General features: G+C 64.0%; 19 protein-coding genes. 12 read left to right on the top strand and 7 right to left on the bottom strand.

The features are described from left to right. Nucleotides 1–257: 257 nt before the first annotated feature. Nucleotides 258–683, top strand: coding sequence for a DoxX family protein (locus FXB38_RS31685; protein WP_148754908.1), 426 nt, complete (start codon nucleotides 258–260; stop codon nucleotides 681–683). 103 nt (nucleotides 684–786) lie between these two features. Beyond that, nucleotides 787–1,929 carry a DNA-processing protein DprA gene (gene dprA / locus FXB38_RS31680; RefSeq protein ID WP_148754907.1) on the top strand — a complete coding sequence of 381 codons (1,143 nt, stop codon included), beginning with the start codon at nucleotides 787–789 and terminating at the stop codon, nucleotides 1,927–1,929. Here the strand turns inward: dprA and FXB38_RS31675 are convergent. Next, a complete protein-coding gene (locus FXB38_RS31675) occupies nucleotides 1,899–2,336 on the bottom strand; it encodes a winged helix-turn-helix transcriptional regulator (protein ID WP_148754906.1) in 438 nt (145 codons plus the stop codon). The two genes, dprA and FXB38_RS31675, sit on opposite strands and share 31 nt — an antisense overlap. A gap of 83 nt (nucleotides 2,337–2,419) precedes the next feature. Here FXB38_RS31675 and FXB38_RS31670 point away from each other — a divergent pair, with 83 nt between their 5' ends. Beyond that, on the top strand, nucleotides 2,420–3,028 hold the full coding sequence (locus FXB38_RS31670; protein ID WP_148754905.1) for an FMN-dependent NADH-azoreductase: 609 nt from the start codon (nucleotides 2,420–2,422) through the stop codon (nucleotides 3,026–3,028). A gap of 68 nt (nucleotides 3,029–3,096) precedes the next feature. Here the strand turns inward: FXB38_RS31670 and FXB38_RS31665 are convergent, their stop codons facing one another. Next, entirely contained in the window at nucleotides 3,097–3,279 is a 183-nt protein-coding gene (locus FXB38_RS31665; protein WP_148754904.1) for a hypothetical protein, read from the bottom strand. A 174-nt stretch (nucleotides 3,280–3,453) separates the two neighbouring features. Then, a complete protein-coding gene (locus FXB38_RS31660) occupies nucleotides 3,454–4,227 on the bottom strand; it encodes an SDR family oxidoreductase (RefSeq protein WP_187435279.1) in 774 nt (257 codons plus the stop codon). A gap of 121 nt (nucleotides 4,228–4,348) precedes the next feature. Here FXB38_RS31660 and FXB38_RS31655 point away from each other — a divergent pair, with 121 nt between their 5' ends. Further along, a complete protein-coding gene (locus FXB38_RS31655) occupies nucleotides 4,349–4,819 on the top strand; it encodes a winged helix-turn-helix transcriptional regulator (RefSeq protein ID WP_148754902.1) in 471 nt (156 codons plus the stop codon). Nucleotides 4,820–4,991: 172 nt separating this feature from the next. Here FXB38_RS31655 and FXB38_RS31650 read toward each other — a convergent pair whose 3' ends face one another. Further along, entirely contained in the window at nucleotides 4,992–5,240 is a 249-nt protein-coding gene (locus FXB38_RS31650; RefSeq protein WP_148754901.1) for a hypothetical protein, read from the bottom strand. Between the two features lie 217 nt (nucleotides 5,241–5,457). Here FXB38_RS31650 and topA point away from each other — a divergent pair, with 217 nt between their 5' ends. The 4 genes from topA to FXB38_RS31630 are packed head-to-tail and all read left to right on the top strand — an operon-like array spanning nucleotide 5,458 to nucleotide 11,811. Further along, nucleotides 5,458–8,238 (top strand): type I DNA topoisomerase, encoded by a 2,781-nt coding sequence (gene topA, locus FXB38_RS31645; RefSeq protein WP_148754900.1) that lies wholly within the window; start codon nucleotides 5,458–5,460, stop codon nucleotides 8,236–8,238. An 8-nt stretch (nucleotides 8,239–8,246) separates the two neighbouring features. Next, nucleotides 8,247–10,598 (top strand): ribonuclease R, encoded by a 2,352-nt coding sequence (gene rnr, locus FXB38_RS31640; RefSeq protein ID WP_148754899.1) that lies wholly within the window; start codon nucleotides 8,247–8,249, stop codon nucleotides 10,596–10,598. Beyond that, complete coding sequence (locus tag FXB38_RS31635; protein ID WP_148754898.1) at nucleotides 10,592–11,032, top strand: DUF983 domain-containing protein; 441 nt, start codon at nucleotides 10,592–10,594, stop codon at nucleotides 11,030–11,032. Before rnr ends, FXB38_RS31635 begins: the two co-directional genes overlap by 7 nt. Nucleotides 11,033–11,064: 32 nt before the next feature. After that, complete coding sequence (locus FXB38_RS31630; RefSeq protein ID WP_148754897.1) at nucleotides 11,065–11,811, top strand: NUDIX hydrolase; 747 nt, start codon at nucleotides 11,065–11,067, stop codon at nucleotides 11,809–11,811. Nucleotides 11,812–11,838: 27 nt separating this feature from the next. Here FXB38_RS31630 and FXB38_RS31625 read toward each other — a convergent pair whose 3' ends face one another. Further along, on the bottom strand, nucleotides 11,839–13,197 hold the full coding sequence (locus tag FXB38_RS31625) for a metallophosphoesterase family protein (RefSeq protein WP_148754896.1): 1,359 nt from the start codon (nucleotides 13,195–13,197) through the stop codon (nucleotides 11,839–11,841). Between the two features lie 296 nt (nucleotides 13,198–13,493). Between FXB38_RS31625 and FXB38_RS31620 the strand changes: the two genes are divergently transcribed. The 4 genes from FXB38_RS31620 to FXB38_RS31605 all read left to right on the top strand — a co-directional run bounded on the left by FXB38_RS31620 (nucleotide 13,494) and on the right by FXB38_RS31605 (nucleotide 17,641). After that, entirely contained in the window at nucleotides 13,494–14,819 is a 1,326-nt protein-coding gene (locus tag FXB38_RS31620) for an LLM class flavin-dependent oxidoreductase (RefSeq protein WP_148754895.1), read from the top strand. Nucleotides 14,820–14,943: 124 nt separating this feature from the next. Then, a complete protein-coding gene (rpmG, locus tag FXB38_RS31615; protein ID WP_007603295.1) occupies nucleotides 14,944–15,111 on the top strand; it encodes a 50S ribosomal protein L33 in 168 nt (55 codons plus the stop codon). A gap of 349 nt (nucleotides 15,112–15,460) precedes the next feature. Further along, entirely contained in the window at nucleotides 15,461–17,293 is a 1,833-nt protein-coding gene (locus tag FXB38_RS31610) for a tetratricopeptide repeat protein (RefSeq protein ID WP_148754894.1), read from the top strand. Nucleotides 17,294–17,374: 81 nt separating this feature from the next. After that, a complete protein-coding gene (locus FXB38_RS31605) occupies nucleotides 17,375–17,641 on the top strand; it encodes a hypothetical protein (RefSeq protein WP_148754893.1) in 267 nt (88 codons plus the stop codon). Nucleotides 17,642–17,663: 22 nt separating this feature from the next. Here the strand turns inward: FXB38_RS31605 and FXB38_RS31600 are convergent, their stop codons facing one another. Together FXB38_RS31600 and FXB38_RS31590 are read right to left on the bottom strand one after the other, a co-directional pair. Next, entirely contained in the window at nucleotides 17,664–18,008 is a 345-nt protein-coding gene (locus FXB38_RS31600; protein ID WP_246230273.1) for a type VI secretion system-associated protein TagO, read from the bottom strand. A 252-nt stretch (nucleotides 18,009–18,260) separates the two neighbouring features. After that, nucleotides 18,261–19,106, bottom strand: a complete 846-nt coding sequence (locus tag FXB38_RS31590; RefSeq protein ID WP_148754891.1) for a transglutaminase-like domain-containing protein — start codon at nucleotides 19,104–19,106, stop codon at nucleotides 18,261–18,263. Nucleotides 19,107–19,322 lie beyond the last annotated feature (216 nt).

Genomic DNA, 19,322 nt, shown 5'->3' with positions numbered 1-19,322 from the left:
TCTGGCGAGACAACACCGATCGAATGAATGCGTCGAGCAGTTCAAGAGAGGCATCTCGGCCGCAGCACTCGTCGCCGCGCGCGCTGGTCCTTAGGCCCAAAATTAGAAACGGTGACTTTCTATCATTTCTATTTATGCCGCAATTCAAAAGCGCCACCGTGAGGCCACAACGAAGGCCCGCGACGCAACTTCTTCCAAACGGCAGACGCTGATGCGTCACCGCCGTCGGACCTCAACCAAGCACAGGAGCGACTACCATGGATACGACCCGTTATGCTTCCCTCGTTGGCCGGCTGATGATCGGCCTCCCGTTTGCAATGAGCGGCTTCGGCAAGCTCGCCGCCTATGGTGCGACGACCGCCTACATCGCCTCTGCTGGATTACCGGTGCCGCCGGTGGCTTATGCGATCGCAGTTCTGGTCGAACTCGGTGGCGGTCTCTTGCTGATCGCAGGCTATCAGGCCCGCTCGGTCGCGCTGGCGCTCGCCATCTTCTCGGTGGCTGCCGGGGTCTCGTTCCACAACAACTTTGCCGATCAGAATCAGATGATCCATTTCCTCAAGAACGTGATGATGGCGGGCGGACTGCTTCAGATCTATGCCTTCGGCGCTGGTGCGTTCAGCCTTGACGCACGCCTCTTGCGTGGCAGCGTCGGTGCCGTTCAGGCGGCGCACGCTCGCTAACCGGACGAGTTTGGGAAGACCCCGTCGACCGCGGCGGGTCTTCCCGGTTGTGCTTTTGACCGCGATCGAGCTCCCCCTGTTGCCCACGCCCTCAGGTTGTTCCATGCTGCGCCCACAAGGAGACGCCGTGGACGCCATCAATCCGAGCGTAGAACTGACTGAGGCTGACAGGATCGACCGGCTGCGGCTGATCCGCTCCGACAATGTCGGGCCGCGCACCTTCCGTTCGCTGGTCGATCACTTCGGCACGGCGCGCGCCGCGCTGGAGCGGCTGCCGGATCTGGCGCGCCGGGGCGGCGCGGCGCGATCGGGGCGCATCTGCAGCGTGGATGAAGCCAAGGCCGAGCTCGCCGCAAGCCGCAAGCTCGGCATCGCCTGGCTCGCGCCCGGCGAGAACGGCTATCCGGCGCGGCTCGCGACGCTCGACGATGCACCGCCTCTGCTCGCCGTGCGCGGTGACAACGCAACGCTCATGCGTCCGATGATCGCGATCGTCGGATCGCGAAATGCCTCCGGCGCGGGCTTGAAGTTTGCCGGCCAGCTCGCGCGCGAGCTTGGAGAGGCCGGCTTCATCGTCATCTCGGGGCTCGCCCGCGGCGTCGATCAGGCCGCGCATCGCGCCAGCGTCGCAAGCGGCACGGTCGCGGTGCTCGCCGGCGGACATGATTGCATCTATCCGCCCGAGCATGGCGATCTGCTCGCCGCGATCCTCGATCACCAGGGCGCTGCGATCTCCGAAATGCCGCTCGGCCACGAGCCGCGCGCCCGCGACTTTCCCCGCCGCAACCGGCTGATCTCCGGCGCTTCGCTCGGCGTGGTCGTGGTGGAAGCCGCGCACCGCTCGGGCTCGCTGATCACCGCGCGCATGGCCGCCGAACAGGGCCGCGAAGTGTTCGCAGTCCCCGGCTCTCCGCTCGATCCGCGCGCCGCCGGCACCAACGATCTGCTCAAGCAAGGGGCGACCCTCGTGACCGAAGCCGCCGACATCGTCAACGCGGTCGCACCGATCATGGAGCGACCGCCGATGCATCCGATGAGCGAACCCGACAGCGAGCCGTTCGAGATCGATCCGCAAGGACATGACCGCGACCAGATCACGGGCCTGCTCGGCCCCACGCCTGTTACGGTCGACGATCTCGTGCGGATGTCCGGCGCCTCGCCCGCGATCGTGCGCACGGTGCTGTTGGAGCTGGAGCTTGCCGGCCGGCTCGAACGTCACGGCGGCGGATTAGTGTCGCTGCTGTAGGTGCTGTTCCGTTGGTCGAAACGCGTGCGTGCCGATGCGATCTGCTCCTGATGCGCGATCGCCCACTCTCCCAGCGCCTTCACCGGCTCCTGCAGCCCGCGACCGAGATCGGTCAGCTCGTAATCGACGCGCGGCGGAATGGTCGGGAAGATCGTGCGCGTGACGAGGCCGTCGCGCTCGAGGCCACGCAGCGTCAAGGTCAGCATCCGCTGCGAGATGCCGTTGATCATGCGCTTGAGCTCATTGAAGCGCTTGGGCCCGTCGCTCAGCATCATGATGACGAACACGCTCCATTTGTCGCCGACGCGCGCAAGGATCGAGGCGACCCCGCGGCAGTCCGCATGGTTCGGATCCGGCCTCCGGGGCTCAGGCAAATCGGTGTGTGCAGGTCTCAAAGATGTGCCCATGGCTCAAAAAAGTGCGTTCTTGCGGGGAATTTGATAGTCACTCATGTAGTGCGGGTTACAAATCTATACCATAGGTGACCCAAATGAAACTCCTCCATCTCGACTCCAGCGTGCTCGGCCCCCACTCCGTCTCCAGGCAGGTTTCCGCCGCCATTGTCGACCGGCTGCGGCAGGCCACGCCCTCGCTCGACCTCGTCTATCGCGACCTGACCCAGACGCCGCTCGCCCACCTCTCCGGGTCGCACCTCGCCGCCGCGCAAGGCGCACCGGCGCCTGCGGAACTCGGACCTGACCTTGCCGCGAGCGCGACCGTGCTGAACGAATTCCTCGATGCCGACATCGTCGTGATCGGGGCGCCGATGTACAATTTTACGATTCCTAGCCAGCTCAAGGCTTGGATCGACCGCGTCCTGGTGGCGGGGAAGACGTTCAAATATGACGCGAATGGTCCGCAGGGTCTTGCCGGCGGCAAGCGCGTGATCGTGGCGATCTCGCGCGGCGGTTATTACGGCCCGGACACGCCGGCCGCCTCGCTCGAGCATCTCGAAACCTATTTGCGCGGCGTGTTCGCTTTCATGGGTATCACGAGCCCCGAATTCATCGTCGCCGACGGCATCCAGGTCGGCCCGGAGCATCGCGAGAAGGCGCTGGCCGGCGCGCTCCAGGCGGCGACGAACCTGCGCGCGGCCTGAGGCCATGCCGACATCATCAGCCGCCAAAGCGTCTGCGGCGGCTGATGGACCGGCGGGTGTCCGCGAAGCTAAAACCAGGCGCCCTGCACACCCAGGATCACGGCAAGGAGCGAGATGAAAAGCCCGATGCCGGAGAAGATGGCGACCCCAATGAACTCGGACGTGTCGGAGCGCTTGGCAGGAACTGCGGAACGTTCGGTGTAAATACGCGGTGCTGAAATCGGAGAATAAATGCGAGCTGCCTTTGGCATCAGGGGCTCCCTTAAATGGGTCTTATGACCTCTGCCCGTAGAAATGTCTTGGCAGCACGCGCGAAGGTTCAATGCATCACGCAAGCTTCAGAAAATACGTCTCGTCAGATGTGGGAACCGGCCGGCGCAACCGTGTCTCGCGCGCCGACCGATTCAATTTTCGCAAAACGTCGATCAACCGCGATAGATCGGCGCGCCGGCTGGCGAAGCAACCGCGCCGCCGTCCACAAAGATCTCCTGCCCTTGAATATGCGCGGCGTCTCCGGAAGCGAGGAACAGCACCGTCTTCGAAATGTGATCCGGTTCACCAATGCGTCCCAACGGCGTCGATAGTCCGATGCGCTTCTCGAACGCCTTCTCCGCTTCGGGTGTTGCGATCGCCGCGCCCCAGATCGGCGTGCGGATCGCACCGGGCGCAACGACATTCACGCGGATTCCGCGCGGCGACAGTTCCGAGGCCATGATCCGCGCCATCGCCCGCACGCCGGCCTTCGCCGCGCCGTAAGCCGAGTAACCGGGAATCCCGAGCACGGAGATCACCGAACCGTTCAGGATGATCGAGGCGTTGTCGTTGAGATAGGGCAGCGCGGACTGCACGGTGAAGAACACGCCGGTGAGATTGGTGCTGATGACCTTCTCGAACACCTCCAGCGTTGCCGACCCGAGCGGCGTGCCGCCGGAGATGCCGGCATTGGCGAACACGATGTCGAGCTTGCCGAACTTTTCAGCGCCCTGCTTGATCGCGGCTTCCGTCGCGGCGATGTCGGTCGCGTCGGCCGCGACTGCGAGCGCGTTCGGACCGAGCTCCTTCGCGGCCGCCTCCAGCGTCTCCTTGTTGCGCCCGGTGATGATCACCTTGGCGCCCTCGGCCACGAACAGCTTTGCCGTTGCCAGTCCAATGCCGCTATTGCCGCCGGTGATCAGCGCTGTCTTGTTCTTCAATCTCATGCTCGCCTCCATTGGTTTCATTATGAAACTATATTGCGATCTAGGCCACATGGTTTTATGATACAACCACACAAGCGCGTGATCGGCGCCAAAATCGGGCGAATGCGACAGGACTACGACGATGGTGAAACGAACGAGTTTTGAGGGTGACGGTTGCCCGGTCGCGCGATCGCTGGAGGCGATCGGCGATTGGTGGACGCTCCTGATCATCCGCGAAGCGATGCTCGGCCTGAGCCGCTTCGGCGAGTTTCAGAACAAGCTCGGCATGGCCAAGAACATCTTGTCAGTGCGGCTGCGATCAATGGTCGAGCACGGCATTCTGGCGACCGCCCCCGCCTCCGACGGCAGCGCCTACCACGAATACGAGCTGACGCCGAAGGGACGCGGCCTCTTCCCGATCCTGGTCGCGCTCCGGCAATGGAGCGAGGAGTTCGACGATACGCCTGAGGAGATCGCGACGGTGCTGGTCGATCGCGACCGCGGCCGCCCGGTGCGGAAGCTCGAGCTACGCGCGGAGGACGGCCGCCTGCTCAGCCAGGCCGACACCACGCTGAAACTGCGGCCGGTGCGGCGACGGCGGTCGGCCAGTTAGCGGCGCGCTGGCGAGCTCCCGGCACGCCGTTCGCCCACTCTCGATGTCATCGCCCGCGGAGAAGGCGGGCGATCCAGTATTCCAGAGACAGCGATGGATACGGAGAGGCTACGGCGTACTGGATGCCCCGCCTGCGCGGGGCATGACAGCCTTTGTGGAGCACCGCCGCCCCTCACGACAGCTTGCGCTTGCTCCGCAGCCGCAAGTGCTCGTCGGCCTCGAGCTTGGTCATGCCCAAGAGATAATGCAGCACATCGAGCTTGTGGCGCTCGGCGAGCTTGCGCAGCGCGCCCGCCTGCTCGGCGATGAAGCCCACGGCTTCATCGACCCCGCCCTCCCCCGGTTCCTCGTTGCGCGAGCCTCCCCGCACGCCTGATGCGGCGCGCGCCCGTTTCTTTCCTGGCTTTGCCACCAGCCCCATCCGAATCCATGCCCGCCGGGGATATTACGCCTACATCGGCCGCAACTCCAAGGTGGTAATTTGCAACTTTCTCGATATGAAACTTTTCCCATTTCGCGGGCTTTCAACACCCTTCGATTTGACAGCGAGGGCCTCACCACCCATGTTCGGGTCGAAACGGCCGACCCGAATCTCGTCGATTTCGGCCCTATATTTCCCCGTAAGTTACTGGAACTACATGAATATCGTCATTGTGGAGTCGCCGGCGAAAGCCAAGACGATCAACAAGTATTTGGGCTCGTCCTATGAGGTTCTGGCCTCGTTCGGCCATGTCCGCGACCTTCCCGCAAAGAACGGTTCCGTCGATCCCGACGCCAATTTCAAGATGATCTGGGAGATTGACCCCAAGGCGGCCGGCCGGCTCAACGACATCGCCAGGTCCCTGAAGGGCGCCGACCGCCTGATTCTGGCGACCGACCCTGATCGCGAGGGCGAGGCCATCTCCTGGCACGTGCTGGAGGTGCTGAAAGAAAAACGCGCGCTGAAGGACCACAAGATCGAGCGCGTGGTGTTCAATGCGATCACCAAGCAGGCGGTCACGGACGCGATGAAGCATCCGCGCCAGATCGACGGCGCGCTGGTCGACGCCTATATGGCGCGCCGCGCACTGGACTATCTGGTCGGCTTCACGCTCTCCCCCGTGCTGTGGCGCAAGCTGCCGGGCGCCCGCTCGGCCGGCCGTGTCCAGTCGGTGGCGCTGCGTCTGGTCTGCGACCGCGAGCTCGAGATCGAGAAATTCGTTGCCCGCGAATACTGGTCGCTGATCGCGACCCTGCTGACGCCGCGCGGCGACACCTTCGAGGCCCGCCTGGTCGGCGCCGACGGCAAGAAGATCCAGCGTCTCGACATCGGCACCGGCGCGGAAGCCGAAGACTTCAAGAAGGCGCTGGAAACAGCCAGCTACGCCGTGACCGCGGTCGACGCGAAGCCGGCCCGGCGCAATCCGCAGGCGCCCTTCACCACCTCGACGCTGCAGCAGGAAGCCAGCCGCAAATACGGCTTTGCGCCCGCGCACACCATGCGCATCGCGCAGCGTCTTTATGAAGGCATCGACATCGGCGGCGAGACCACCGGACTCATTACTTATATGCGTACCGACGGCGTGCAGATCGATCCGTCCGCGATCACCCAGGCGCGCAAGGTGATCGGCGAGGATTACGGCAACGCCTACGTGCCGGACGCCCCACGCCAGTACCAGGCCAAGGCCAAGAACGCGCAGGAAGCGCACGAAGCGATCCGCCCGACCGACATGTCGCGCCGTCCAGCCAGCATGAGCCGCAAGCTCGATGCCGATCAGGCGCGGCTCTACGAGCTGATCTGGAAGCGCACCATCGCGAGCCAGATGGAATCGGCCGAGCTCGAGCGCACCACCGTCGACATCACGGCGAAGGCCGGCGCCCGCACGCTGGAGCTGCGCGCCACCGGCCAGGTCGTCAAGTTCGACGGTTTTCTGGCGCTCTATCAGGAAGGCCGCGACGACGAGGAGGACGAAGACTCACGCCGCCTCCCCGCAATGAGCCCGAAGGACGCGCTCAAGCGGCAGTCGCTGTCCGTTACCCAGCATTTCACCGAGCCGCCGCCGCGCTTCTCGGAGGCGTCGCTGGTCAAGCGCATGGAAGAGCTCGGCATCGGCCGGCCCTCGACCTATGCCTCGATCCTCCAGGTTCTGAAGGACCGCGGCTACGTCAAGCTGGAGAAGAAGCGCCTGCACGGCGAAGACAAGGGCCGCGTCGTGGTCGCGTTCCTCGAAAGCTTCTTCAGCCGCTACGTCGAATACGACTTCACGGCCAATCTGGAGGAGCAGCTCGACCGCATCTCCAACAACGAGATCTCATGGCAGCAGGTGCTAAAGGATTTCTGGACCGGCTTCATCGGTGCCGTCGACGAGATCAAGGATCTGCGCGTCGCCCAGGTGCTGGACGTGCTCGACGACCTGCTCGGACAGCACATCTATCCGCCCCGCACCGATGGCGGCGACATCCGGCAGTGCCCGAGCTGCGGCAACGGCCGGCTGAACCTGAAGGCCGGCAAGTTCGGCGCCTTCGTCGGCTGCTCGAACTATCCGGAGTGCCGCTACACCCGTCAGCTCGCCGCCGACAGCGAGACCACCGCGGACCGTTCGCTCGGCCAGGATCCCGACACCGGTCGCGACGTCTGGGTCAAGGCCGGCCGCTTTGGTCCCTACATCCAGCTCGGCGAGCAGAAGGATTATGAGGAAGGCGAGAAGCCGAAGCGCGCGGGCATCCCGAAGGGCACCTCGCCCGGCGATGTCGATCTCGAGCTTGCGCTGAAGCTGTTGTCGCTGCCGCGCGAGATCGGCAAGCATCCTGAGACCGGTGAGCCGATCACCGCCGGCCTCGGTCGCTTCGGGCCGTTCGTGAAGCACGAGAAGACCTACGCCAGCTTAGAAGCCGGCGATGAAGTGTTCGACATCGGCCTCAATCGCGCGGTCACGCTGATCGCCGAGAAGGTCGCCAAGGGTCCAAGCCGACGCTTCGGTGCCGATCCCGGCAAGACTATCGGCGACCATCCGACGCTCGGCACCGTCACCGTGAAGAGCGGCCGTTACGGCGCCTATGTCACCGCGGGCGGCGTCAACGCGACGATCCCCGCGGAGTTCGAAAAGGACACCGTGACGCTGCCGCAGGCGATCGCGCTGATCGACGAGCGCGCGGCCAAGGGCGGCGGCAAGAAGCCCAGGAAGGCGGCGAAGCCGGCCAAGGCCAAGAAAACTGCAGAGAAAACTGCAGAGAAGACTGCAGCGAAGACTGCGGATGGCGCCGAGGTCGCGCCGAAGAAGAAACCGGCCGCGAAGAAGGCGGCCAAAACCAAATCCGAATCCACCAGCAAGGCGCGCGCCGCCGTGCCGTCGACCGCCAAGACTTCAGCAGTCAAGACGTCGCCGACCAAGGTGTCCGCCGCCAAAGCTCCGGCCAAGAAAAGTGCCGGCACGACTTAAGAGGTTAAGTGAAACGCAAGAATGACCATGGCTTTCCCGACAGGAGCGCCATCGTCGCCTTCATCAAGGCAAATCATGGAAACGTCGGGACCCGCGAAATTGCGCGCGAGTTCGGCCTGAAGAACGCCGATCGCATCGAGCTCAAGCGCCTGCTGCGCGAGCTTGCCGACGACGGCACTATCAAGAAAAAACGTCACAAGGTTTCCGAGCCGGACAGCCTGCCGTCGACGCTGGTCGCAGACATCACCGGCCGCGATCCTGACGGCGAGCTGATCGCCTCCCCCACCGAATGGGACGAGGTCGAAAGCGGCGAGCCGCCCAAAATTCTCATCGCAATGCCGCGCCGACCAAAGCCAGGCACGGCCGCCGGCGTCGGCGACCGCGCGCTGCTGCGGGTCGAGCCAACCAACGAGACCGAAGGCCCGGCCTATCGCGGCCACATCATCAAGGTCTTCGACAAGACCAAGAGCCGCATCCTCGGCGTGTTCCGCAGCCTGCCTGAAGGCGGCGGACGGCTGATCCCGGTCGACAAGAAGTCCGCCGACCGCGAGCTGAACATCGCAGCCGCTGACGCGCACGGCGCGCAGGACGGCGACCTCGTCAGCGTCGATATCGTCCGCTCCCGCGCCTTTGGGCTCGCCTCCGGCCGGGTCAAGGAGAAGCTCGGCTCGGTCAAGTCCGAGAAGGCGATCAGCCTGATCGCGATCTATGCCCACGACATCCCGCTGCAATTCTCCTCCGCCGCCGAGCGCGAGGCCGAAGCCGCAGAGCCGGCGAACCTGAAGGGCCGCGAAGACTGGCGCGACGTGCCGCTCGTCACCATCGATCCGCCGGACGCCAAGGATCACGACGACGCGGTGCACGCGCAAGCAGATCCCGATACGAACAACAAGGGCGGCTTCATCGTCGATGTCGCCATCGCGGATGTCAGCTTCTACGTGCGGCCGGGCACCGCGCTCGACCGCGCCGCGGTCGACCGCGGCAACTCGGTCTATTTCCCCGACCGCGTCGTCCCGATGCTGCCCGAACGCATCTCCAACAATCTGTGCTCGCTGGTGCCGGGCGAGCCGCGCGGCGCCCTCGCGGTGCGCATGATCATTGCGCCTGACGGCCGTAAGCGTTCGCACTCATTCCATCGCATCCTGATGCGCTCGGCCGCGAAGCTGAGCTACGCACAGGCGCAGGCTGCGATTGACGGCCGGCCGGACGACACCACCGGCCCCCTGCTCGATCCGATCCTGAGGCCGCTCTACGCGGCTTACGCCTGCGTCAAGCGCGCCCGCGACGAGCGCGATCCGCTCAATCTCGATCTGCCCGAGCGCAAGATTCTGCTCAAGAGCGACGGCACCGTCGATCGTGTCGTCGTCCCTGACAGGCTCGATGCGCACAAGCTGATCGAGGAGTTCATGATCCTCGCCAACGTCGCGGCGGCGGAAATGCTCGAGAAGAAATCGCTCCCGCTGATCTACCGCGTGCATGACGAGCCGACGCTGGAGAAGGTCCACGCGCTCTCGGAGTTTTTGCAGACACTCGACGTCCCCTTCGCCAAAGGCGGCGCGTTGCGCCCCGCTCTGTTCAACCGAGTGCTGGCGCAGCTCGAAGGCCACGACCACTTCCCGCTGGTCAGCGAAGTCGTGCTGCGCGCGCAGGCGCAGGCGGAATATTCATCCGAGAATTACGGTCATTTCGGCCTGAATTTGCGCCGTTATGCGCATTTCACCTCGCCGATCCGCCGCTATGCCGACCTCGTCGTGCACCGCGCGCTGGTCCGCGCACTTGGGCTTGGCGAAGGCGCCCTGCCCGACAGCGAGACGGCGGAATCGCTCGGCGAAGTCGCCGCCCACATTTCGCTGACCGAGCGGCGCGCGATGAAGGCCGAGCGCGAGACCGTCGACCGTCTGATCGCGCACCATCTCGCCGACCGCATCGGCGCGAGTTTTCAGGGCCGCGTCTCCGGCGTCACGCGCGCCGGGCTCTTTGTCAAACTCGCTGAAACCGGCGCCGACGGGTTGATCCCGATCCGATCCCTTGGCACGGAATATTTCAACTATGACGAGGGCCGCCACGCGCTGGTCGGCACCCGCAGCCGCACCATGTACCAGCTCGGCGACGTCGTTGACGTCCGTCTGATCGAGGCAGCTCCCATCGCAGGCGCGCTGCGTTTCGAGCTGCTGTCGTCATCCAGCGAGACCGCGCCGCGCGACCGCAGGCAAGCCGGGCCGCAACGCCGTCCCGCGTTCAAGGCACATCCCGGACGCAGCCCGGACAAAAAACACAAGCCGCCGAAGCGAAAGCCCGGCAAGAAGGACAAAGGAAAGAGCAAGGGCAAAGGCGGGGGACAGAAGGGCAAGGCATGGTGACCATGAGCACAGCCCCAAAGATCTGGACGCGCGAGACCGGCCTCGTCGAGAAGCGCGATCTCTGGGCGGCGATGAAGCGCGGCTTTCGCGGGCGCTGCCCGCGGTGCGGCGAGGGAAAACTGTTCCGCGCCTTCCTGAAGACGGCGGACAATTGCGCGAAATGCGGCCTCGACTTCACGCCGCATCGCGCCGACGATTTGCCCGCCTATCTCGTGATCGTCATCGTCGGCCACATCACCGTGCCGAGCATCTTGTGGATCGAGACCAATTACACGACGCCGGTCTGGCTGACCTTCGCGGCCTATTTGCCCTTCACCTTCTTCGCCTCGCTCGCCCTGTTGCAGCCCGTGAAGGGAGCTGTGGTCGGCTTGCAATGGGCTCTGCGCATGCACGGGTTTGACGACAACCCGCCGGATGGTATTCCGCCGGTGTAAGCAAAATAAATAAAAGCGGTTTGGGTGAGGACATGACGGATATTGCGCAGGACGAAAAGGCTGAGGTCCACGATCAGAAGGAAGCCGATCACCATCCCTATTTCCGTCCCCGGGATGCCGCGACGCTGATCCTGGTCGATCGCAGCGGCAGCGTTCCAAAGGTCCTGGTCGGCAAGCGCCACGACAAGGTGGTGTTCATGCCCGGCAAATTCGTCTTCCCCGGCGGCCGCGTCGACAAGGACGATTATCGCGTGCCGGTCGCGGCCCCCATCACCACGCAGCTAGAGACCAATCTCGCCAAGGGCAGCCCGAAGACCCCGGCCTCGCGCGCAAAATCGCTAGCCATCGCCGCGATCCGCGAGGCCTGCGAGGAGACCGGTCTCTGCTTGGGGCGCAAGAGCGAAGGCAAGGCCAAGCTCGAAGGCGCCTGGAAGCCGTTTGCGGATGCGGGCCTGCTGCCAGATCCGTCCAGCCTGTTCCTGATCGCGCGCGCGATCACCCCGCCCGGCCGCGTCAAGCGGTTCGACACGCGCTTCTTCACGGCGGATGCGTCGGCGATCACCCACCGCGTCGAGGGCGTGATCCATGCGGATGCGGAGCTGGTCGAATTGGTCTGGGTCGAGCTCGGCTCAAAACCGCTCGCCGATCTGCATCCCATGACACGGAATGTGTTCAACGAGCTCGATACCCGCCTTGCCACTGGCCCGCTGCGCCACGACGCGCCGGTGCCGTTCTTCCATTTCTACGGCGGCAAGATGCACAAGGATATTTTGAGCTGATCCAGCCACCGATCTCACTAAGCTCACTCACGCGATTAGCAAGCTCAGCGCCGCACCTCTGAAGGCACGGTCTTCGCAGCCGCCTTGTCCGTGGCCGATCGCCCAATGCCGGGGCCACGAAAGCTGCTCCAGGCCTTGCGCCGACGCAGAAGTGAAGGACGACCAAAGACGAGAGTTGTGATCGCGGTACAGGAGACCACCGGGACCCATATCCGGGTAGATCGTCACGTGAATATCGAAACCGTCGTCTGCTGGAAGATCGGGTCCGAACCAATAGGACGGACTGCGCCCCGGCTCACGACCAACGATGGCTGTCAGGGTTTGCTTCGGTCCCCGGAGCCCGAGCCAGAACGGCGCGATCGAACCAGGCGCGAAGGCCGTAAAAATCGTCTGGGCTGACGCGACATCGGTCGCGGCGCTTTGCCCCACCAGTCTCAGCTCGATCCGACGTCCGCTCGTCACAAGTCCGCTAAACGGCGCATCGACATCTCCGAGGGGCAGCTCTCTCCATCCGGCGGCATCAGGAGCGGGCAACGGCCATTCCATCCTCTCCCTGACGGCGCCGTCGATATCGAGCACCTGATAACGCATGCCCTCCTCGTCAAGTGCGGCCTGAACGCAATGCAGATACTCGACGCCTTCCGGCATCCTGTGAGCCGTTCCCGCGCCCGCAGTGCAAATCTGCAGGACACCGCGATGCGCCTGCACATCGAAGGCGAGGATGTGGCTGCACAGGTAGGCAAGCACGTTTTCGTTCACCAGGATGTCCCAAAACGGGCGAGCGTATTCGTGGCCGATCTCGCGCTGATATGTCCCCGTAAAGCCGTTGACAGGAAACACCGGGTGATGGCCAAGGACGAGCTTATGTCGGGCATCGCCATGTTCTCTGAGCGTTGCTTCCAGCCAAGCGAGCTCGACATGGCCCTCACCGCCAAGGCCGCTCCAGAGCGTGTTGACGAACACCATCACGAGGTCGCCGCGCCGCACGAAGTAGGAGAGACCAGCTTGCCCTGCAGGCCCATTGTCCGGCAGGTCCAGAGCGGCGCGAAACACTCCCTCGCTCATCACATCGTAGGTCGTGTGATTGCCGGTTGTGTGCCACATCGGAATGGCCGCACGGTCGAGCCAGGCCATCTCCGTGTCCAGCCAATACCGCCACTGCGCGCGCAGCGCGTCCGGATCCGGCGTTAGTCCAATGATCTCATCGCCCGGAAACAAAATGAATTCAGGCTGCGGTCTGAGGCGTTGAACGACCGCGTTGACCGAGGCGAAGGTCTTCTCGTGCGGCGCACCCGGCACGCCCGAACAGGCATCGCCATACAAGAGAAATTGATGGCCCTTGCCGCGCGATAGAATCGCGGGAATGGAGTTATTCGCAGAAGTCATGGCCTTCCATTGCGGTGTTCGGCCGCGAGGATGGCAATTTCCGGAACGGGTAGCAACAGGTCGTGGCTAGGCCTTCTATGGACCGGCGCGCGGGAAGCTTGAGCGCTCGCCCGATCTCGTTTGCCGTCTCTGGCCCGATGGATTCCGGGCTCGCCGCTACGCGGCGCCCCGGAATGACGGGATTGTGCTGAGCAGATCGCGAAAAACAAAAAATTCTTCCCGCCTTCCCCGATGGCGGAGTTCCCCGGCGTGCCTATGTCCTTCCCCAACGACACCAGAACGGGATTTAGGGCGCGATGGCACAACGGCAACTCAAGCTTGGCGCGTTCATGCGCCCGATCAGCATCCACACCGGCGCGTGGCGGTATCCCGGGGCCTGGCCCGACGCCAATTTCAATTTTGGCCACATCAAGACGCTGATCAGGAAGCTCGAGGCCGGCAAGTTCGACGCCTTCTTCATGGCCGATCACCTCGCCGTGCTGAACATGCCGGTCAATGCGCTCAAGCGCAGCCACACCGTGACCTCGTTCGAGCCGTTCACGCTGCTGTCGGCACTGTCGGCCGTCACCGAGCGCATCGGCCTGATCGCGACCGGGTCGACCACGTTCGACGAGCCCTATCACGTGGCACGCCGCTTCGCCTCGCTCGACCATCTCAGCGGCGGGCGTGCGGGGTGGAACATCGTCACCACCTCGAACCCGGACGCGGCGCTGAATTTCGGCCTCGACGACCACATGGAGCATGCCGAGCGCTACAAGCGCGCCCGCGAATTCTACGACGTCGTCACGGGCTTGTGGGACTCTTTCGCTGATGACGCCTTCGTGCGTGACGTCGACAGCGGCTTGTTCTTCGATCCCTCGAAGATGCATGTGCTCGACCACAACGGCAAATATCTGAAGGTGCGCGGGCCCCTCAATATCGCCCGCCCCGTGCAGGGTTGGCCGCTGATCGTGCAGGCCGGCGCCTCGGAAGACGGCAGGCAGCTCGCGGCCGAGACGGCGGAAGCCGTCTTCACCGGCGGCGGCAGCCTTGCCGATGGGCAAAAGCTTTATGCCGACATCAAGGGCCGCATGGAGACAATCGGCCGCGATCCCGAGCATCTGAAGATTCTCCCCGGCGCTTTCGTCGTGGTCGGCGACAGCATCGAGGAAGCCAAGGAGAAGCGCGCTCTGCTCGACACCCGCGTGCACTATGACAGCGCCATCGCCTCGCTCTCGGTCATCCTCGGCACCGATGCCTCCGGCTTCGATCCGGATGGGCAACTGCCTGACATCCCGGAAACCAACGCCAGCAAGAGCGGCCGGCAGCGCATGGTCGACCTCGCCAGGCGCGACAAGCTCACGGTGCGCCAGCTCGCCCAGCGCGTCGGCGGCTACGGCGGGCTGGCCTTCGTCGGCACGGCGAAAACCATCGCCGACCAGATGGAGGAGTGGCTGGTCGGGCGCGGCTCCGACGGCTTCAACATCATGTTCCCGTTCCTGCCCGCCGGCCTCGACGATTTCGTCGACAAGGTGGTCCCGGAGCTGCAGCGGCGCGGGATTTTCCGGAAAGAATATGAAGGGCCCACTTTGAGGGAGAATCTGGGCCTTCCCCGGCCGAAAAACCGGTTCTTCGAGGCCTGATGGGCCCGATTCGAGTGGTTCTCGGGATGTGAAACCTTGACATCAGGCGGTTTCTGGCTAGGTTGCCGGCCAACGCGGGCCGTTTGGCCGGCTCCAGATTCCCCAATATTCTGAGGTTCAGAACATGGCCAAAGCGGTCACCATCAAGGTCAAGCTCGTGTCCTCGGCGGACACCGGCTTCTACTACGTCGCCAAGAAGAATTCGCGCACCATGACCGACAAGCTGGTCAAGAAGAAGTACGATCCCGTGGCGCGCAAGCACGTCGAATTCCGCGAAGCCAAGATCAAGTAAGATCGGCGCAGCGTTGAAGAGTTTGCGGGGCCCTTGCGGGCCCCGTTTTCGTTTGGGCCGCTCCCTCATGTCCCGGACGCGCTGCAGCGTGAAACGCTGCTGCGCAGAGCCGGGACCCAGCAAGCAACACGGCAGAATGTGGAGACATGGGCCCCGGCTCAGCAGCGCACCGCTGAAGAAGCGCTGCGCTGCGTCCGGGGTACGGGAGCGCGATGATAGGCGAGGAGCCGTCAGCCTCGCGAAATCCTGGCGTGATTAGAAGGAGTAACCTCGCTCTTCAATTGCGTGGCTCCTAGGACCTCCATCGCTCTAAGCCATCAGCCCGGAGCGCGACAATTTCCAGCCGTTCATGAATCGCAGCGAGCGCCGGGCCACGGCCAGGCCATCTGGACAAGCGACGCCGGCGGCGCTTTGCCAGGCCGGCTTCGCGCATCTTCAATCGGGACGAAATGCCGAGGCCGAGCTTTGCTGCCAGCAGGCGCTGACGCTGGACGAGCAACACCCGGATGCTCTCCACTTGCTGGGCGTGATTTGCTTTCACGCGCAGCAGCCCGACGCCGCGGTGGAATGGATCGGGCGCGCGGTCCGGCAGGCGCCGAAGGCAGAGTATTCCTTAAGTCTCGCCACGATCCTGGAGCGGCAGGGTCGGCTCGAGGACGCACGGCAACATTGCAGCCAAGCCTTGCGCCTCAAGCCCGATGATGCGGGCCTCTGGAATCACGTCGGCAACTTGCTCTGGCAACTCGCGCAGAGCGACGAAGCTGTGCTGCATTACCAGCAGGCCCTGACGCTGAATCCGCAATATTGGGAGCCAGCGCAAAACTGCGGCATGTTGCTGCTAGAACTCGGCCGGCATGCGGAAGCGCTGGAATGCTTCAATACCGCCGAGAAGCTGAATCGGAATTCCGCAGCCCTGTACCAAATGCGCGCCGTTTGCCTTTCGGCCGTAAACCGGTTCGACGAAGCGCAAGCGGACTACGAAACATCCATTGCGCTGGATCCGGGCCTCGCGGAGACGCACAACAATCTCGGCCTGCTGCATTGGCGATTTGGCCGACTGGAACAGGCCTTTGCCTGCTTCGATCGGGCGCTGGCCCTTCGCCCGGATTTCCATGCCGTGCTCAACAACAAGGCCGTGGTCCTGTTGCATCTGCAATTGCTGGATGAAGCGTTCGCGACCCTGCAGAGATCGCAGGCGGCTGCCCCCGACGATGCGCAGACGCTGTTCTATCTGGCGACGCTTCAGCTCCTGACCGGCGATTTCGAGCGCGGCTGGCTTGCGCGCGAGGCGCGCTGGCGGCTGCCATCCGTCGGTCTGGTCGATCGCGGCTTTTCGCAAGCGCTTTGGCGTGGCGACCAGCCGCTCGAAGGCAAGACCATCTTGCTGCACTCCGATGAGGGACTGGGCGATGCGATTCAGTTCGCCCGCTATGTGCCGATGGTGGCCGCGCTCGGAGCCAGGGTCATCCTGGAGCTCGAGCCTCCGATCCAGCAGTGTCTCGGCGGCATCGCCGGGGTCGCAGAGTGTGTTAGCCGGTCGTCTCCGCCGGCGTTCGACCTGCACTGCCCGCTTGGAGCGCTGCCGTTGGCGTTCAAGACGCGGCTGGATACGATCCCGCTTGCGGAAGGCTACATTCCCGCGCCTCCGGCAGCGCGCGTGAAGACGTGGCAGGACCGGCTTGGTCCCCACACCCGCTTCCGCGTCGGTCTGGTCTGGGCGGGTAATCCCGATCACAAGAACGATCACAATCGATCGATGGCGCTGCGCGCACTTGCGCCGCTGCTCGATTGCGAGGCCCAGTTCGTCTCCTTGCAAAAGGGCGTCCGCGATCAGGACCGGGCCTTCCTTGCCGAACGCCGTGACATCGTCGATCTCACGGAACATCTGACGGACTTCAGCGAAACGGCGGCGCTGATGTCCTGTCTCGATCTGGTGATCTCGGTCGACACCAGCGTCGCTCACCTCGCCGGCGCGCTGGGCGCGCCCGTCTGGACGATGCTGCCGTTCAACCCGGACTGGCGCTGGCTGCTGAATCGCGACGACAGCCCGTGGTATCGGTCGATGAAGCTGTTCAGGCAGCCCACGCGAGGCGACTGGGCCAGCGTGGTGGACGACGTTCGCCGCGAACTCGAGAGGCAGCTCGCCGCACGGCGGGCGCAGCGCGCCACGTCTCGACGATAGCGCTGGCTATTGCCGGGCAACGGGCGCATGGTCGCCCCGCCAGCGTCGGTTGAGCCCCTCTTGTCGAAAAGGCAGGCCCACATGACCATCCGCTCGCGGCGAGAAACCGTCACGTTCAGACATCCGTTTCGGATCCGCGGCATCGAGCGGCTGCTGCCCGCTGGCACATATGATGTCGTCACCGACGAGGAGGCGATCGAGGGTCTCAGCTTCCCGGTTTATCGCCGCGTCGCGACGATGATCACGGTGCCCTCGGAGAACGTCCGCGGCTCCATGGAGATGGTCTCGATCGGTTCGATCGATCTCGCCAATGCACAGGCTGCAGATGCAAGCGCCGCCAATGATTGACAGATAAACGTCAGGTGAGCTCTCAGCAGCCGCGGCAAATGTTCTTCAGCTTGGCCGCGGTTCGCGCTTCTTCTTCGACGAACGGATCCTTATAGCCGGACGGCGCATCGATATTGGCCATGGCGGGCTTCTTCGCCTTGGGAGGAAACGCCGCGTCATAGCAGGCCAATCGCTCAGAAGTGCTTTCGATGGCTCGGCAGCTTGGCTCCGCGGCGAGAGCAGCGCGCGCGAACAGGCCAAGCGCGGAGATCAGGACAAGTGTCGTCATTGGCGTTCTTATCCGGACGATTTTCATGTCGAGCATCCATTCATTGTTTCTGCTTGCCAGCCCAGGGTGGCGGCGCGCCGGTCCACGCTGGAAGCGCATCCCATTCGGACCATCGCATCCGGCGCTCCTCGTTTCCAACCCTGACAAAAACGAAGGGAGCGTCGTCCCGGCCGGTTTTTGAGCCGACGAAGGTTGCCGGAATCCCGTAGGCGTCCCTGATGATTGCTGTGTTTGCCATGCAGACCGCCCTTCAAGATCAAGGCGGGAGCGCAATGCTCTCAGTCACCGATAACAGCCCGGCAGCGTGCGGTGATGCGAAGAGTGTAGCAGGCCCCTCCCCCGATAGCGAGGTCAATCGCGGTCGCTTGGGCTGGAGGCGGCGCCGGACGTCTCCGCGACCTCATCGGTCCACACTTTGAAGCTGAGAAGCGTGTTGGGTCCGAACGTCTGGGTGATCGGAACATCGGCGGCATCGCGTCCTTGCGCGATCAGGACGCGGCCAATTCGCGGAATGTTGTTGCGCGCATCGAAGGTGTACCAGCGGCCGCCGAGATAGGCCTCGAACCAGCCGGCAAAATCGCCAGGCGAATACGGCGGCGGCATGCCGATATCGCCGAGATAGCCGGTGCAATAGCGCGCGGGAATATTCATGCAGCGGCAGAACGAGATGGCCAGATGCGCGTAATCGCGGCAAACACCCTTGCGCTCGTTGAAGGCCTCCCACGCCGTCTTGGTTGCGCGGGCATGCTCATAGCCGAACGCGATATGACCGTGAACGAAGTCGCAAATCGCCTGGACCCGGGCCCAGCCCGGCGTTGTCTTCTCGAACAGCTTCCATGCGACGTCGGACAGCCGATCGGTCTCGCAGTACCGGCTCCCGAGGAGGTAAACGATGGTGTCCGGCGGCAGGTCCTCGACCGCGTGTTGCGCGGCTGAAGGCACGATCACATCGGGCAGACCGCTATCGCGCACTGTCCCGTCGGCGGAGAGGCGCACGCGACCGGCGGGCGCGACGATCCGGCTGCACCAGTTGCCGAAGCCGTCGCGATAAGGCGTGATCGGCACTGAGGGTTGGCTTGTGAGGTAATCGGGCACGATGATGTCGGAGGCCCGCGTGAAGTGAATGCCCATCACCGCGATCAAAGGCGTTGGTTGCGGAAACTCGTAGATCATCTCGAAGCCGACACGGATTTTCATGCGAAGGGCCCAACTCCAGCTGGTTTTCTGAGAAAGGCACGTCGGCACCACGTGACTGCCTGGCGCCCTCTCCTGGGTGAGAACCGCCTCAGTCTATCGCGGGACGGGCAGCAGCTTCGTGCATGAACTCGCTCCGCCGATTGGCGGGAGCGAAATGGGCTCTCAGGCGCCGATGCCAGGTCCAACTCGGCGATCCCAGGACAATAGCCCCAAGGG

It is taken from the genome of Bradyrhizobium cytisi (genome assembly GCF_008123515.1).
Taxonomy (GTDB): Bacteria; Pseudomonadota; Alphaproteobacteria; order Rhizobiales; family Xanthobacteraceae; genus Bradyrhizobium; species Bradyrhizobium cytisi.
Note: the sequence above shows the minus strand (reverse complement) of the source record. Positions and strands in the feature narration are given on the sequence as shown.